This window comes from Nocardioides sp. Z43_10 (genome assembly GCF_059766615.1).
In genome coordinates this window covers 1-13,016 of record NZ_JCBAJY010000010.1, presented here as the reverse complement: position 1 = coordinate 13,016, position 13,016 = coordinate 1, and the positions used below count along the sequence as shown (strand labels likewise).

At 73.7% G+C, this 13,016-nt stretch carries 13 protein-coding genes and 1 tRNA gene; 7 read left to right on the top strand and 7 right to left on the bottom strand.

The annotated features are described in order from the left end of the window. Positions 1 to 38: 38 nt before the first annotated feature. The 4 genes from fliW to AC6EI4_RS16875 all read left to right on the top strand — a co-directional run bounded on the left by fliW (position 39) and on the right by AC6EI4_RS16875 (position 3,161). Positions 39 to 452 (top strand): flagellar assembly protein FliW, encoded by a 414-nt coding sequence (gene fliW / locus AC6EI4_RS16890; protein ID WP_498452176.1) that lies wholly within the window; start codon positions 39 to 41, stop codon positions 450 to 452. Between the two features lie 39 nt (positions 453 to 491). Next, the gene (csrA, locus tag AC6EI4_RS16885; RefSeq protein ID WP_498420884.1) at positions 492 to 728 is read left to right on the top strand and encodes a carbon storage regulator CsrA; all 237 of its coding nucleotides are present in this window, start codon (positions 492 to 494) and stop codon (positions 726 to 728) included. A 307-nt stretch (positions 729 to 1,035) separates the two neighbouring features. Next, on the top strand, positions 1,036 to 2,661 hold the full coding sequence (locus AC6EI4_RS16880; RefSeq protein WP_498420886.1) for an MDR family MFS transporter: 1,626 nt from the start codon (positions 1,036 to 1,038) through the stop codon (positions 2,659 to 2,661). Continuing rightward, positions 2,658 to 3,161 (top strand): MarR family winged helix-turn-helix transcriptional regulator, encoded by a 504-nt coding sequence (locus AC6EI4_RS16875; RefSeq protein ID WP_498452175.1) that lies wholly within the window; start codon positions 2,658 to 2,660, stop codon positions 3,159 to 3,161. The genes AC6EI4_RS16880 and AC6EI4_RS16875 overlap by 4 nt, the downstream gene beginning before the upstream one ends. 121 nt (positions 3,162 to 3,282) lie before the next feature. Here AC6EI4_RS16875 and AC6EI4_RS16870 read toward each other — a convergent pair whose 3' ends face one another. Genes AC6EI4_RS16870 through AC6EI4_RS16860 form a run of 3 tightly spaced genes read right to left on the bottom strand, consistent with a single transcriptional unit; the run spans position 3,283 to position 7,103 of the window. Continuing rightward, entirely contained in the window at positions 3,283 to 4,881 is a 1,599-nt protein-coding gene (locus AC6EI4_RS16870) for a glycoside hydrolase family 13 protein (protein WP_498452174.1), read from the bottom strand. Positions 4,882 to 4,923: 42 nt separating this feature from the next. Further along, positions 4,924 to 5,778: a hypothetical protein gene (locus AC6EI4_RS16865; protein ID WP_498452173.1), complete on the bottom strand. Its 855-nt coding sequence runs from the start codon at positions 5,776 to 5,778 to the stop codon at positions 4,924 to 4,926. Continuing rightward, the gene (locus AC6EI4_RS16860) at positions 5,775 to 7,103 is read right to left on the bottom strand and encodes a cryptochrome/photolyase family protein (protein ID WP_498452172.1); all 1,329 of its coding nucleotides are present in this window, start codon (positions 7,101 to 7,103) and stop codon (positions 5,775 to 5,777) included. The genes AC6EI4_RS16865 and AC6EI4_RS16860 overlap by 4 nt, the downstream gene beginning before the upstream one ends. 126 nt (positions 7,104 to 7,229) lie before the next feature. Here AC6EI4_RS16860 and AC6EI4_RS16855 point away from each other — a divergent pair, with 126 nt between their 5' ends. Together AC6EI4_RS16855 and AC6EI4_RS16850 are read left to right on the top strand one after the other, a co-directional pair. Then, positions 7,230 to 7,916, top strand: a complete 687-nt coding sequence (locus AC6EI4_RS16855; protein WP_498420896.1) for an iron-dependent transcriptional repressor DtxR — start codon at positions 7,230 to 7,232, stop codon at positions 7,914 to 7,916. A gap of 10 nt (positions 7,917 to 7,926) precedes the next feature. After that, a complete protein-coding gene (locus AC6EI4_RS16850; protein WP_498420898.1) occupies positions 7,927 to 8,289 on the top strand; it encodes a hypothetical protein in 363 nt (120 codons plus the stop codon). A gap of 13 nt (positions 8,290 to 8,302) precedes the next feature. Here the strand turns inward: AC6EI4_RS16850 and AC6EI4_RS16845 are convergent, their stop codons facing one another. The 3 genes from AC6EI4_RS16845 to AC6EI4_RS16835 are packed head-to-tail and all read right to left on the bottom strand — an operon-like array spanning position 8,303 to position 11,385. Beyond that, complete coding sequence (locus tag AC6EI4_RS16845; RefSeq protein ID WP_498420901.1) at positions 8,303 to 9,139, bottom strand: Sir2 family NAD-dependent protein deacetylase; 837 nt, start codon at positions 9,137 to 9,139, stop codon at positions 8,303 to 8,305. Then, positions 9,136 to 9,405, bottom strand: a complete 270-nt coding sequence (locus tag AC6EI4_RS16840; protein WP_498420904.1) for a DUF2277 domain-containing protein — start codon at positions 9,403 to 9,405, stop codon at positions 9,136 to 9,138. Before AC6EI4_RS16840 ends, AC6EI4_RS16845 begins: the two co-directional genes overlap by 4 nt. Before the next feature lie 21 nt (positions 9,406 to 9,426). Continuing rightward, a complete protein-coding gene (locus AC6EI4_RS16835) occupies positions 9,427 to 11,385 on the bottom strand; it encodes a beta-propeller domain-containing protein (protein WP_498420905.1) in 1,959 nt (652 codons plus the stop codon). Positions 11,386 to 11,480: 95 nt separating this feature from the next. On the opposite strand from AC6EI4_RS16835, the gene AC6EI4_RS16830 reads away from it, so the two are divergent. After that, on the top strand, positions 11,481 to 12,650 hold the full coding sequence (locus tag AC6EI4_RS16830; protein WP_498420907.1) for a saccharopine dehydrogenase family protein: 1,170 nt from the start codon (positions 11,481 to 11,483) through the stop codon (positions 12,648 to 12,650). 16 nt (positions 12,651 to 12,666) lie between these two features. Here the strand turns inward: AC6EI4_RS16830 and AC6EI4_RS16825 are convergent. Beyond that, positions 12,667 to 12,742, bottom strand: a tRNA-Arg gene (locus AC6EI4_RS16825). Positions 12,743 to 13,016 lie beyond the last annotated feature (274 nt).

Sequence of the window (13,016 nt, the reverse complement as noted above, 5' to 3'; positions counted from 1 at the left end):
GCGATGATGACGTCGTGTCCCGACCCACAGGAGAAGCCGTGAGCCCCCAGCCGGTGACCGACCAGGCGGTGGAGCTCCCGGTGATCGAGCTGGTGCGCCCGATGCCGGGCTTCCCCGAGCACCGCCAGTTCGCGCTGGTGCGGATGGACGAGCAGAGCATGCTGGCCAGCCTGCGCTCGCTGGAGGACCCCGCGCTGCGGTTCCTGGTGGTCCCGCCGGGACGGTTCTTCCCCGACTACGCCCCCGAGGTCGGCCTCGACGTGGCCGCCGAGCTGGGCGTCACGTCGGCCGACGACGTGCTGCTGCTGGTCGTGCTCACCGCCGGGGCGTCGCTGGCCGAGACCACCGCGAATCTCGCGGCCCCGATCCTGGTCAACACCGTCACCCGGCGCGCCGCGCAGGTCATCCTGGACGCCGCCCAGCTGCCGGTCGCCGCGCCGCTGCTCGGCTGACCCGACCCCGCCGCATCCCAGGACAGGTAGCCTTCCCCCATGCTGGTACTGAGTCGTCGCGCTGGCGAGAGCATCGTCATCGGTGACGACGTCACCCTCACCATCCTCGACGTCCGCGGCGACGTGGTCCGGGTGGGCATCGAGGCCCCGCGCTCGGTCAAGGTGCACCGCGCGGAGCTGCTGCGCGCGCTGGAGGCGAGCAACCGTCAGGCCGCCTCGCCCAGCGAGGACGCCGTCGCCTCGCTGAGCCGCGCGCTGCGTGAGCGCACGGACTGAGCGGGTTCTTGGCGTAGCGGCGGCGGCCCGGACGGCGCCGTTTGGTCCCCAACGGCGTCCGGGGACGCCATTTCGTCGCCGTTAGTGACCAAACGGCGGCCCTTGTCGCTGTCCTGATCGCGGCGGCGCTGGTGAGCGCGCCGATTGGGCGGAGACGGCATGCGCTGAGGTGATTTCGCGCCCGTTGGGGACCAAACGGCGACGCCTCCGGACGCGGGGCACGTCACACCGACACTTAGTTGTTTAAAGCAACCAATCGAGCGTATCGTGGGGGAGAACCCCGACTCCACGAACCGAAGGTCATCCCTTGGCAGACTCCACCCGCTCCGACAGCGTGACCCGCGCTGAGGCGACGCCGCCCACTGACAGCGCGCCGGTCGACACCGCCGCTGCTCCCGCGATGACCCACCGCGAGGTGCTCGAGGCGCTCTCCGGCCTCCTGCTCGCGATGTTCGTCGCGATGCTCTCCTCGACGGTCGTCTCCAACGCGCTGCCACGCATCGTCACCGAGCTCGAGGGCACGGAGTCGGGCTACACGTGGGTCGTCGTAGCCACGCTGCTGACGATGACCGCCTCGACCCCGGTGTGGGGCAAGCTCGCGGACCTCTTCAACAAGAAGATGCTGGTGCAGGCCGGCCTGGTCATCTTCACCGCCGGATCGCTGTGGGCCGGACTCGCCGGCAGCATGAGCGAGCTGATCGCGGCCCGCGCGGTCCAGGGTCTCGGCGTGGGCGGTCTGACCGCCCTCGTCCAGGTGGTCATCGCCTCGATCGTCTCGCCGCGCGAGCGCGGTCGCTACTCCGGCTACATCGGCGCGGTCTTCGCCGTGGCCACGGTCTCCGGGCCGCTGATCGGCGGCGTCATCGTCGACACGTCCTTCCTGGGCTGGCGCTGGTGCTTCTTCGTCGGCATTCCCGTCGCGGTGGTGGCCTTCCTGGTGCTGCAGAAGACGCTGCGCCTGCCCACGATCAAGCGTGAGGTCAAGGTCGACTACCTCGGCGCACTGCTGATCGCCGGCGGTGTCTCCCTGCTGCTGGCCTGGGTCTCCCTGGCCGGCCACGAGTTCGAGTGGGTCTCGAAGGAGACCGCGGCACTGGTCGGCGGCGGCCTGCTGTTGATCGCGCTCGCCGGTCTGGTGGAGGCCAAGGTCGCGGAGCCGATCATCCCGCTGCGACTCTTCCGTGACCGCACGGTCGCGCTCGCCACCCTCGCCTCGGTGATGATCGGCATCGCGATGTTCGGCTCCACGGTCTACCTCTCGCAGTACTTCCAGACCGCGCGGGGGATGACCCCGACCGAGGCCGGCCTGATGACGATCGCGATGGTCGGGGGTCTGCTCCTCTCGAGCATCGCCACCGGCCGGCTCATCTCGAGCTCCGGGCTGTGGAAGCGCTACCTGATCGGCGGGATGGTCTTCGTCATCGGCGGTCTCTCCCTGCTCGCGACCATCGACGCGACGACCTCGCTCGTCGCGGTGGGCATCTACATGGCCCTGCTGGGGGTCGGCATCGGTGCCACCCAGCAGAACCTCGTCCTCGCCGTGCAGAACACCGCCGCGCAGAGCGAGATGGGCGCGGTCAGCTCCCTGGTCGCGTTCTTCCGCTCGCTGGGCGGCTCCGCGGGTGTCGCCGCGCTGGGTGCCGCACTGAGCCACCAGGTGGTCGACGGCGTGCAGAGTGGCCTGGCCGAGCTGGCTCGGCGCACCGGCAAGCCGATCGAGTTGGAGGGAAGCGCGAACACGGTCCCGGACATGGACACGCTGCCGCCCGCCGTACGGGCGGTCTTCGAGGCGGCGTACGCCGACGGTACGGCGCACCTGTTCCTCATCGCGGTGCCCTTCGCCGTGGCCGGCCTGGTGTGCGTGCTCTTCCTCAAGGAGGTTCCGTTGCGCACCACCATCCACCGCGAGGACGAGCTGAAGAAGAGCCCGTGAGCGGCCTCGAGGCGGAGCCGATCGAGGAGGAGTCGGTGACGCCCACCGACGCGCAGACACGCGATCGGCGCAACGAGGAGCTCCGCGCCGTCGAGACGCAGATGTGGCTGCTCGGGCGGCGACTGCGTCGCAAGGTCGCCCAGCAGGCCCATGACATCTCGCCCGGACTGGGAGTGGTCAGCTACGCCGTGCTGGAGGCGCTGGGGTACGGCGGCGAGCTTAGGCAGGGTGAGATCGGCCAGCGGATCGGCTGTGAGAAGGGGGCGCTGAGCCGGGCGGTCAACGAGGTCATCGAGCTCGGCCTGGTGTCCCGGCACCCCGACCCCGACGACGGTCGGGCCTACCTCGTCGGCCTCACCCCGGAGGGCCGGGAGCGGATGAACGAGCTGCGCCACGCGCGTCACGACCGGTTCCGCGACCGGATGGACGAGTGGTCGCTGGAGGAGCTGCGGGACCTCTCCTCGGCGCTGGCCCGCTACAACGCCACCTGGGGCGTCTGACCCTCGCCCCGGCGCCGTACTCACCCTCGCCGTTTGGTCCCCAACGGAGGGAAATCGGCGCCGGGGCTTGCCGTCTGTGACCAATCGACGTCCCTGACGCCCCCCGACGCCAGCCCCCCGCTCAGCGCTGAGCGGTGCGCAACCAGACGGCCGTGTCCGGGGCGCCGGGGGTCTCGCCGCTGCACAGCAGGAGCTCGCCGGGGGGCAGATCGAGGGGCTCGGTGCCGCAGTTGACCACGCAGAGCAGGTCGCCTCGCGCGAAGGCCAGCACGTCCTCACCCAGGTCGAGGAGGGCGACGTCGTCGCCCGCGCTGGTGGCGAAGGTCCGGCGTACGGCGAGGGCGCGACGGTAGAACTCCAGCGTGGAGGTCTCGTCGCCGCGCTGGGCCTCCACGCTCAGCGCGGACCAGTCGTCGGGCTGGGGGATCCACGGCTGCTCGGTGCCGGGGGAGAAGCCGTACGGCGGGCGCTCGCCCGACCACGGGATCGGCACCCGGCAGCCGTCGCGGCCGACCTCTCCGGTGCGCAGCCAGCTGGGGTCCTGGCGGTGATCGGGCGCGACGTCGACCTGCTCCAGGCCGAGCTCCTCACCCTGGTAGACGTAGGCAGAGCCGGGCAGCGCCAGCATCGCCATCGTCGCGGCCCGGGCGCGGGCCCGCCCGGCCCGGCCCCCGCCGTACCGGGTGGCGTGCCGGACCACGTCGTGGTTGCTCAGCACCCAGGTGGGCGAGGCGCCCACGGCGGCGGTCTCGGCGAGCGTGGCGCGGATGACGTCGGCGAACGCGGCGGCCGACCACGGCGCCAGCAGCCAGTGGAAGTTGAACGTCTGGTGCAGCTCGTCGGGCCGCACGAACCGGGCCATCGACTCCGAGGTGGCCGTCCACGCCTCGCCGACCGCCATCCGGTCCCCGTCGTACTCCTCGAGCACGCGCCGCCAGCGCCGGTACACCTCGTGCACCTCCGGCTGGTCCCACATCGGCTCGTCGCTCACCACGCGCTCGACCATCGACTCCGGCAGCGCGGTGCCGGGGACCTCGACGTCGGCGGGCACGACCTGGTCGCGCAGGCTCTCCTCCTTGAACAATCCGTGCGCCACGTCGATGCGGAAGCCGTCGACGCCCCGGTCGAGCCAGAAGCGCAGTACCTGCTCGAACATGTCGCCGACCTCGGGGTTGCGCCAGTCGAGGTCGGGCTGGCTGGAGTCGAAGAGGTGCAGGTACCACTGCCCGTCCGCGGCCCGGGTCCACGCGGAGCCGCCGAAGACCGACTGCCAGTTGTTGGGCGGCTCGTCGCCGTCGGGGCCCCGGCCCTCGCGGAAGACGTAGCGCGCACGTTCGGGGCTGCCGGGCTCCGCGGCCAGCGCCGCGCGGAACCACGGGTGCTCGGCCGAGGTGTGGTTGGGGACCAGGTCGATGATCGCGCGCAGGCCCAGCTCGTGGGCGCGCTCGACCAGGGCGTCGAGGTCGGCCAGCGTCCCGAAGCGCGGGTCGACATCGGTGTAGTCGGCGACGTCGTAGCCGTGGTCGAGCTGCGGCGAGGGGTAGAACGGCGTGATCCACAGCGCGTCGACACCCAGGTCGGCCAGGTGGGGCAACCGCGCCGTGATCCCCGGCAGGTCGCCCAGGCCGTCGCCGTCGGAGTCGGCGAAGCTGCGCACGTAGATCTGGTAGCAGACCGCGTGCTTCCACCACGGAGCGGTTGGATCGTTCAAATCAGCCATGCCGCCCAGTCTCCCAAACCGCGTCAACCCCACCGCACCCGGTCAGCGTGCGGCGAACACTGCCGCGTCCACCTCGATCCACACCTGCTCGGCCCGCGCCACCACCCGCCCATCGGGGTCGTAGAGGGTGCTCGCCGTCGCGGTACGGCGCCCCTCGGTGCCCCGGGCCTCGCCGACCACGACGTGCGGCTCGCCCAGCACCGGCAGCGCGTCCACCTCGGCGGTCATCCGGCCGAGCACCATCACCCGTTCGGCGATGCCCCCGGCCCAGCCGCTCACGCAGTCCAGCGCGGCCCAGGTGACGGCCAGCGAGGAACGGGGATGCTCGTCGGGGTGGGCGTGCTGGTCCTGGGCCGCGCCACCCAACGGGCGCCAGAGCGCCGCCCACCGGATGCCGCCCTCGACCTGCCGGGCACCGGCGTGACTCGCCACCGGGCCGGGGAAGATCCGCAGCCCATCGCCCTCGGCCCGCTCCGGACCGCACGAGAAGCAGCCCGGGAAGGGGTGCCGGGTGAACCCGGGGAAGCCGGCCTGCGCGGCCCGCGCCTCCTCGGGCGTGACCGGCTCCACCGGGAGCGGGTCGTGACCGGCGAGCCGGGCCTCCGCGACCAGCTGTCCGCCGTCGGAGGCGAGCGTGGGCTCGTCCTCAGCGCCTGCCGGCCCGCCGCCTGCCGCCCCGCCGCGCGTCGTCACCGTCATCGCCACGTCCAGCGGCGGCGGCCGGCGCAGCGTCACCTCGACCGCCGGCCAGGCGTCGCCCCGGCGCCGTGCCCGGGCCGCGGCCGGCACCAGCGCGGCCAGCGCGCCCGACGTCCAGCCACCGTTGCCCGAGCCGGGCGGGCCGCAGAAGCGGCCGGGGACGACCAGGGTGCTCTCCTGGGGTGGGTGCTCACTCACGTGCGGATCCTCTCCCATCGCCTCAGCGCCTCGCGCCGCTCCTCGGCATGGTCCACCAGCGGAGCCGGATATCCCGGCACCCCGGCCGGGGCGTGCGGGTCGGCGGCCTCGCGCAGCTCGGGCACCCACCGCCGCACGTAGCGGGCGTCGGGGTCGAACGCCCGCGCCTGGGTCGTCGGGTTGAACACCCGGAAGAACGGCGACGCGTCGGTCCCGGAGCCGGCCACCCACTGCCAGTTGTGCTGGTTCGAGGCGAGGTCGGCATCCACGAGCCACTGCATGAAGTGGCGCGCTCCGTGACGCCAGTGCAGGTGCAGGTCCTTGACCAGGAAGCTCGCCACGATCATCCGGACCCGGTTGTGCATCCAGCCCGTGGCCCGCAGCTGACGCATCCCGGCGTCGACGATCGGGAAGCCCGTACGCCCCTCGCGCCACGCGTCCAGGTCACCGGCCGGCTCGTCCCACTGCATCCGGGCGAACTCCGCGCGCAACGGCTCGCGGGCGGTCTCGGGGCGGGCGTGCAGGACGTCGGCGTAGAACTCGCGCCAGGCCAGCTCCCGGCGGTACGTCGCCGCCGCCGCCCCACCGCCGCCGGGCAGCCCGGCCAGATCGGCGAGCATGGTCCGGGGGTGGATCTCGCCCCACTTCAGGTGCACCGACATCCGTGAGCTGCCGTCGTGGCCGGGGACGTCGCGCGCGGTGTCGTAGCCGGTGACCGCCTCGTCGAGGAAGTCGCGCCAGCGCTGCTGGGCGGCCGCCTCCCCGGCGCGGGGGAGCGTCAGGCCCGCCGGCACCGGCGGATCGGGGATCGGCTCGCCCTCCAACGACAGCCAGCCGACGTCGGCGGGTGCCTGGACGGGGGCCCGCCAGCCGTGCGCGGCCCACGCCCTGGCGAACGGCGTGTAGACCCGGAACGGCGTCCCCGCGCCCGAGCGCAGCCGCCCGGGCGCCACCGCGTACGGCGAGCCGGTGCGGACCAGCTCGACGTCGTCGGCCGCCAGCGCCCGCGCGACCGCGGCGTCGCGCGCCGCGCCGTACGGACCGAAGTCGGCGGCGACGTGGACCCGCCCCGCGCCTACCGCACGCGCCGCCGCGGGCACCTCGCGCACCGGGTCGCCGCGCCGCACGCACAGGGCCCCGCCTCGGGCGCGCAGGTCGGCGTCCAGGGCCCGCAGCGAGGCCGCCAGATAGGCGCGCCGGGGAGCTCCGGCGGCCTCCCAGAGCACCGGGTCCAGCACGAACAGCGCCAGCGCGCCCTCGCCGACCAGGGCGTCGAGCAGGGCCGGATTGTCGGCGAGACGAAGGTCTCGTCGAAACCATGCCACCCCCCGCGCAGCCGCGCCGTGACCACGCTCCTCAGGCGGGGACGGGGCGTTCTCGGGGGCCTCAGCGGAGGGTGTCATCGACTTCCACGATGCCAGCCTGCACGCGAAGTGCGTAAGAATGGAGGAGTGAGCGACCTGATCGACACCACAGAGATGTACCTCCGGACCGTCTACGAGCTGGTCGAGGAGGGGATCGTTCCGCTGCGAGCGCGGATCGCCGAGCGGCTGCACCAGTCCGGTCCCACCGTCTCCCAGACCGTGGCGCGGATGGAGCGCGACGGCCTGCTGACGGTCGAGGGCGACCGTCACATCGAGCTCACCGACGAGGGCCTGCGGCTCGCCACGCGGGTGATGCGCAAGCACCGGCTCGCCGAGCGCCTGCTCACCGACGTGATCGGCCTGGACTGGGAGCTGGTCCACGCCGAGGCCTGCCGCTGGGAGCACGTGATGTCCGAGACCGTCGAGCGCCGGCTGATCGAGCTGCTCGACCACCCCACGTCCTCGCCCTACGGGAACCCGATCCCGGGCCTGGACGAGCTCGGCCAGTCCGGCGTGGGCGAGGACTTCATGACCGGCGTCGAGCCGCTCTCGAAGGCCGCCACCGGCGAGGACTCCCGGGTGCTGATCCGCCGCATCTCCGAGGAGATGCAGAAGGACGAGGTGCTGATGGCTGCGCTTCGCCGCGTCGGTGCGGTGCCCGACCAGACCGTGTCGATCGTCGCCACCCCGGACGGGGTGCTGCTCGGCTCCGGCGGCGAGAGCGCCGAGATCGTGCTCGAGGCGGCCGACCACATCTTCGTGCGTCGCCTCTGAGGCACACCCCATGGAGCTCATCGACGTGCCGCACCGGCTCACGCGCGGCCGAGGCGAGGTCATCGTCAGCCACGTCGCCACGACCCTGACCCGCGGGCTGGAGCTCGGCGAGGTCGTCGTCCTGCGCGACGAGGACGGCCGGTGCCGTGCGGCCGAGGTGGCTGAGCTGGAGTTCACCGCGACCGACACCCGCTACCGGATGGTGCTCGGCGCGCCGCTGGCAGAGCCCGGCGCCGAGCAGGAGGCCGACGACCGCCCGGCCGGCCGGGTCGAGGTGGACGACGTAGTCGACCTGCTCGAGGAGCTGCGCCGGCTGCGCCGTACCGACGAGGGGCGGCTCGACCCGCTCGCCCGCATCCTGATGGGCGCCTGAGCCCGACCGTGCGCTAGCCGCGCCGGGCCATCAGCTCGGCGAGGAACTCGCTGCACCCCGTCTCCACGGCGTACGTCGCGAGCTCGTCGCCGCGGGTGGCGCCACGGTTGGCGATCACCACCGGCACATCCGCCTTGGCCGCGCGCCGGACGAACCGCAGGCCGCTCATCACGCTCAGCGACGTGCCCACGCAGACCAGCGCCCCGCCGGCGACGGTGAGCGCGTCGACGGCGTCGAAGCAGCGTTGCACGCGGGGTGCCGGGACGTTCTCGCCGAAGAAGACCACATCGGGCTTGAGCAACCCTCCGCAGGCGCAGTCCGGCACCACGAAGCCGGCGGTGTCGTCGAGGTCGACGTCCCCGTCGGGGCGCACCTCGACCGCCGCGTGCTGCTCGGCGTAGCCCGGGTTGAGCACGGCGAGCCGCTCCTGCAGCGCCGCGCGGGCGGTGACCGCCCGGCAGCTCAGGCAGACGACGTCGCCGATGCGCCCGTGCAGCGCCACCAGCCGCGGCGTGCCGGCGCGCTCGTGCAGGCCGTCGACGTTCTGGGTGATCAGCAGCTCGGGCGCCAGCCGGGCGGCCGCGTGGTGTCCGGGGTTGGGCTCGGCGCGGCGCATCCGGGTCCAGCCGACGTGGCTGCGGGCCCAGTAGCGTCGCCGCGCGTCGGGACCCGAGACGAACTCCTGGTAGGTCATCGGGCGCCGGGCCGGGGCCTGGGGCCCGCGGTAGTCGGGGATCCCGGAGTCGGTGCTGAGCCCGGCTCCGGTGAGCAGCACCAGGGGCCGCTCGGCGAGCAGGTCCAGGGCGGGCTCGAGGACGTCGGCGCGCCGTTCGGTGGGGGTGAGGGTCATCGTCCGTAGCGCAGGGCGGCCCGAGCCCGGGCCTTCTCGGCCTCGACGGCCCGGTCCTTGGGGGGCGCGGCGCTGACCAGCTGCTCCAGCATCCGGTGGGTGGCCGCGGTGACGTCGGCGACGGCGGCGTCGAACGCCGCCTGGTTGGCCTGGGACGGCTTGGTCGTGCCGCTCACCTTGCGCACGTACTGCAGGGCGGCGGCCGCGACCTCGTCGTGGGTCGCGGGCGGCTCGAAGTTGTGGAGCGTGCGGATGTTTCGGCACATGCGCTCGAGCGTACGCCGCGCTCAGGCCTCGAAGAAGCGTGCGTCGTCGCCGGTGACCAGCAGCACCCGCCCGTCGGGCAGCGGCAGCAGCCGGACCCGCGCGACGTCGTGGCCGTGCTCCACCTCGACCATCCGGTGGCCCAGCGACCCCTGGCGCGGGCGCAGCACCGAGACCCACCCGGTCGGGTTGGCCCAGCCCCGGGCCACCACGGTCAGCGCGGTGCGGCTCTCGGGGAGCCAGACGAACTGGCGCGGGTCCTCGCCGGCCAGGGCTCGCGACCGCGCGCCGTACTCCACCTGCGAGACGCGGCGCGGGCTGCTCAGGTCGGTGAGGTTGAACAGCGCCGCCTGGGCGCCCCGGGTCCGGCCGGTGGCGTCCCCGGCGACGCCCATCCCGATCATCCGGTGCGGGCCGAGCGGGTGCAGGTAGTCGGAGAAGCCGGGCATCTTCAGCTCGCCCAGCGTGCGCGGCTGCGCGACGTCGCTCAGGTCGACCGCGTAGAGCGGGTCGATCTGGCGGTAGGTGACCAGCACGGCCAGGTCGGCGAACCAGCGCACGGACTGGATGTCCTCGTCCACGCCGAGCCGGTCCAGCCGGCCGGCCTCGACCAGCTCGCCGTCGCGCTCGGTGAGCGTGACGACGGAGTTGAAGTTCCCGGTCGCGGCGCTGCGTCCCAGCGCCAGGCGCAGGGTGCCGTCGTGGAAGTCCATCGCCCACCGGTCGGCGACGGCCCCGTCCACCTCGCCGGAGGCGACGTACGACGTGCGGACGCCGTCGAGGGTGAACGCGTGCACGTGGGTCACGCCCTCGTCCTCGTCGCGGTGGCGGCGCACGACGCTGTCCCAGCCGAACCACGGCCACTGCCCGGTGGCCACGAAGATCCGGTCCGCGGCCACGTAGGCCACCGAGCTGTCGGTGGCGAGCGCGGTGGCCGAGCCCGGCGCGTCGGGGGACTCGGCGAGGTCGACCGCGACCACCGCCAGCGTGCCCAGCCCGCCGTCGGTGGGCAGCCCGATGTCCGGGCACTGCGCCAACAGCTCGGTGCGGGCCGCGCCCTGGCCCTCCTCGACGGTCACCGTGGGCAGCCAGTCGTCGATCGTGGTGGAGCGCACCACCTGCTGGTTGCGGCGCAGGGCCTGCAGCCGGGTGCGCGCGCGCCCGGGCCCGACGAAGTCGAGCTGCGGCAGGCCGCTCTGCAGCACCAGCCGGACCACCTCGCCGTGCTGACGGGCCTCGACCAGGGCGCTGGCGTAGAGCCGCTCGTCGACGATCGCCGGCGCGGCCGGGTCCGAGAGGTCCACCCGCAGGGTGCGGGTCCGCGGCACGTCCCAGGGGCTGCCCTCGTCGGCGCCGACGACCAGCGCCTCGTCGCCGACCAGCAGCACCTCGGCGCCCTGCACGTCGCGCAGCGCCAGCCGGGCGAGCGGACGGACGCTTTCGCCGGAGACGTCGTAGGTCACCAACCGGTCGTCCTCGACACGGACCAGCAGCTCGCCGTCGGTCTTGGCCAGGTCGGGCTCGTCGACGCCCTGCTCCTGGACGTTGGTGCCGGTGGCGCTGGAGGTGCTCTTCTGCATCGTCGGGGCGGGCGCGGCGGCGCGGGAGCTGAGCGCGGTGTCGGCGGCCCAGCCCTGCTCGAGGTAGCCGCTGGACTGCTCCCAGCCCCACGGGCCGACCAGGTCCACCGCACGCTCCACGTACGCCGTCAGCACGTCGTCGCACGAGCGCGCCGCGGTGAGCGCGCCGCTCGGCTGCGCGCGCCAGCCGGCGCCCGCGTCGTAGGCGGCCGGCGACGGGTCGCCCGCGCCCGCCGCGCCCGGGTCGCGGCCGGCCGGGCCGTCGGCTCCGCCGGTGGGACCGACGATCGCCCCGGCGGCGAAGGCGCCGCCGAGGCCCAGCGCGACGAGGCCGACGAGGCGCACGCGTCCACGTCCGCGTCCGCGGGGACGCCGGGGGAGGGGGTCGCGCTCGTGGTCCATGGGGCGCTCCTGGTCGCAGGGGTCTCGGGTCGTGGGGTGGGACGCGCGCCGAGACACCTCGGTTCCGCTGGTGGTGGCCTGTCACGATGGGGCGCATGGCTGACGAGCGCGACTTCGACATCGTCCTTCTCGGGGCGACCGGCTTCACCGGTGCCCTGACCGCCGCCTACCTGGCCCGCCACGCCCCGGACGGGCTGCGCTGGGCGCTGGCCGGACGCAACCCGGACAAGCTGGAGGGGGTCCGGCGTGACCTGGCCGAGCTCGACCCCCGGCTCGCCGAGCTGCCGCTGCTGCCCGCCGACGTGACCGACGCGGCGTCGCTGGCCGACCTGGCGCGGCGTACCCGGGTGGTGGCCACGACCGTGGGGCCCTACCTGACCCACGGCGAGCCGCTGGTCGCCGCCTGCGCGGAGGCCGGCACCGACTACGTCGACCTGACCGGCGAGCCGGAGTTCGTGGACCGGATGTGGCTGGCCCACCACGCGACCGCCGAGCGCAGCGGCGCGCGGATCGTGCACGCCTGCGGCTTCGACTCCATCCCGCACGACCTGGGCGCTTACTTCACCGTGCAGCAGCTGCCCGAGGACGTGCCGATCACGGTGCGCGGCGTGGTCCGTGCCGGCGCGACGTTCTCGGGTGGGACCTTCCACTCGGCGATGACGGCGATGTCGCGGCCGCGGGAGATGAAGGCGGCCGCCTCGGCCCGGCGCCGGGCCGAGCAGGGTCCTGCCGGGCGCTCCTCGCGGGCCGTGGCCGGCAAGCCCCAGCGTGACCGGGAGCTGGGCTTCTGGCTGCTGCCGCTGCCCACCATCGACCCGCTCGTGGTGGCCCGCAGCGGCGCCGCGCTTGCGGCGTACGGCCCGCGGTTCCGCTACTCCCACTACGTCGGCACCAAGACGCTGCCGTTCGCGGCGGGTGGGGCGCTGGGGGTGGGCGCGCTCGGGCTCGCGGCGCAGGTCAAGCCGCTGCGCAACCTGCTGCTGGACCGGATGAAGCAGGGCGAGGGCCCCGACGCCGAGCGCCGCGCGAAGTCGTGGTTCAGCGTCGACTTCGTCGGCGAGGGCGGCGGCAAGACCGTGCACACCCGGGTCAGTGGCGGCGACCCCGGCTACGACGAGACCGCGAAGATGCTGGCCGAGTCGGCGCTGTGCCTGGCCCTGGACGACAACCCGCCGAGCGCGGGCCAGGTGACGCCCGCGCAGGCGATGGGCGACAACCTCACCGCGCGCCTGGAGCGCGCGGGGATGCGCTTCGAGATCCTCTGAGGTCGAGGTGTCCGGGTGGTGCCCCAGGCCAGAGTCGAACTGGCGACCTTTCGCTTAGGAGGCGGCTGCTCTATCCACTGAGCTACTGGGGCGAGCCAGGTGGACATTCGTGCGGTCGACCGTCCGCTGGCGGTGCACATTCTGTCAGCGGATGGCGGACGTGACGAATGCGGCCCCGCCCTTCCGGACACCCCACCCGTCCGGACGCCTCCCCGCGGTCGCCGCACCGCGGTCGCCGCCCCGCCCCCGCCCCCGGCTGTAACGCGGGGTTATGCCCACTACCTCAGCGCGCGGACTCCATCGGTCGTAGCAACGCTGACTGATGGTGGTGTTGTGGATGGCGAAGCGGTACGTGCCTTACGAGGA

Bases quoted from the DNA above. Each gene is read 5' to 3' on its own strand.
- csrA (WP_498420884.1), top strand. From the start codon at position 492: ATGCTGGTACTGAGTCGTCGCGCTGGCGAGAGCATCGTCATCGGTGAC.
- AC6EI4_RS16870 (WP_498452174.1), bottom strand. From the start codon at position 4,881: ATGGCTGATTTGAACGATCCAACCGCTCCGTGGTGGAAGCACGCGGTC.
- AC6EI4_RS16850 (WP_498420898.1), top strand. From the start codon at position 7,927: ATGGAGCTCATCGACGTGCCGCACCGGCTCACGCGCGGCCGAGGCGAG.
- AC6EI4_RS16845 (WP_498420901.1), bottom strand. From the start codon at position 9,139: ATGACCCTCACCCCCACCGAACGGCGCGCCGACGTCCTCGAGCCCGCC.
- AC6EI4_RS16840 (WP_498420904.1), bottom strand. From the start codon at position 9,405: ATGTGCCGAAACATCCGCACGCTCCACAACTTCGAGCCGCCCGCGACC.
- AC6EI4_RS16835 (WP_498420905.1), bottom strand. From the start codon at position 11,385: ATGGACCACGAGCGCGACCCCCTCCCCCGGCGTCCCCGCGGACGCGGA.
- AC6EI4_RS16830 (WP_498420907.1), top strand. From the start codon at position 11,481: ATGGCTGACGAGCGCGACTTCGACATCGTCCTTCTCGGGGCGACCGGC.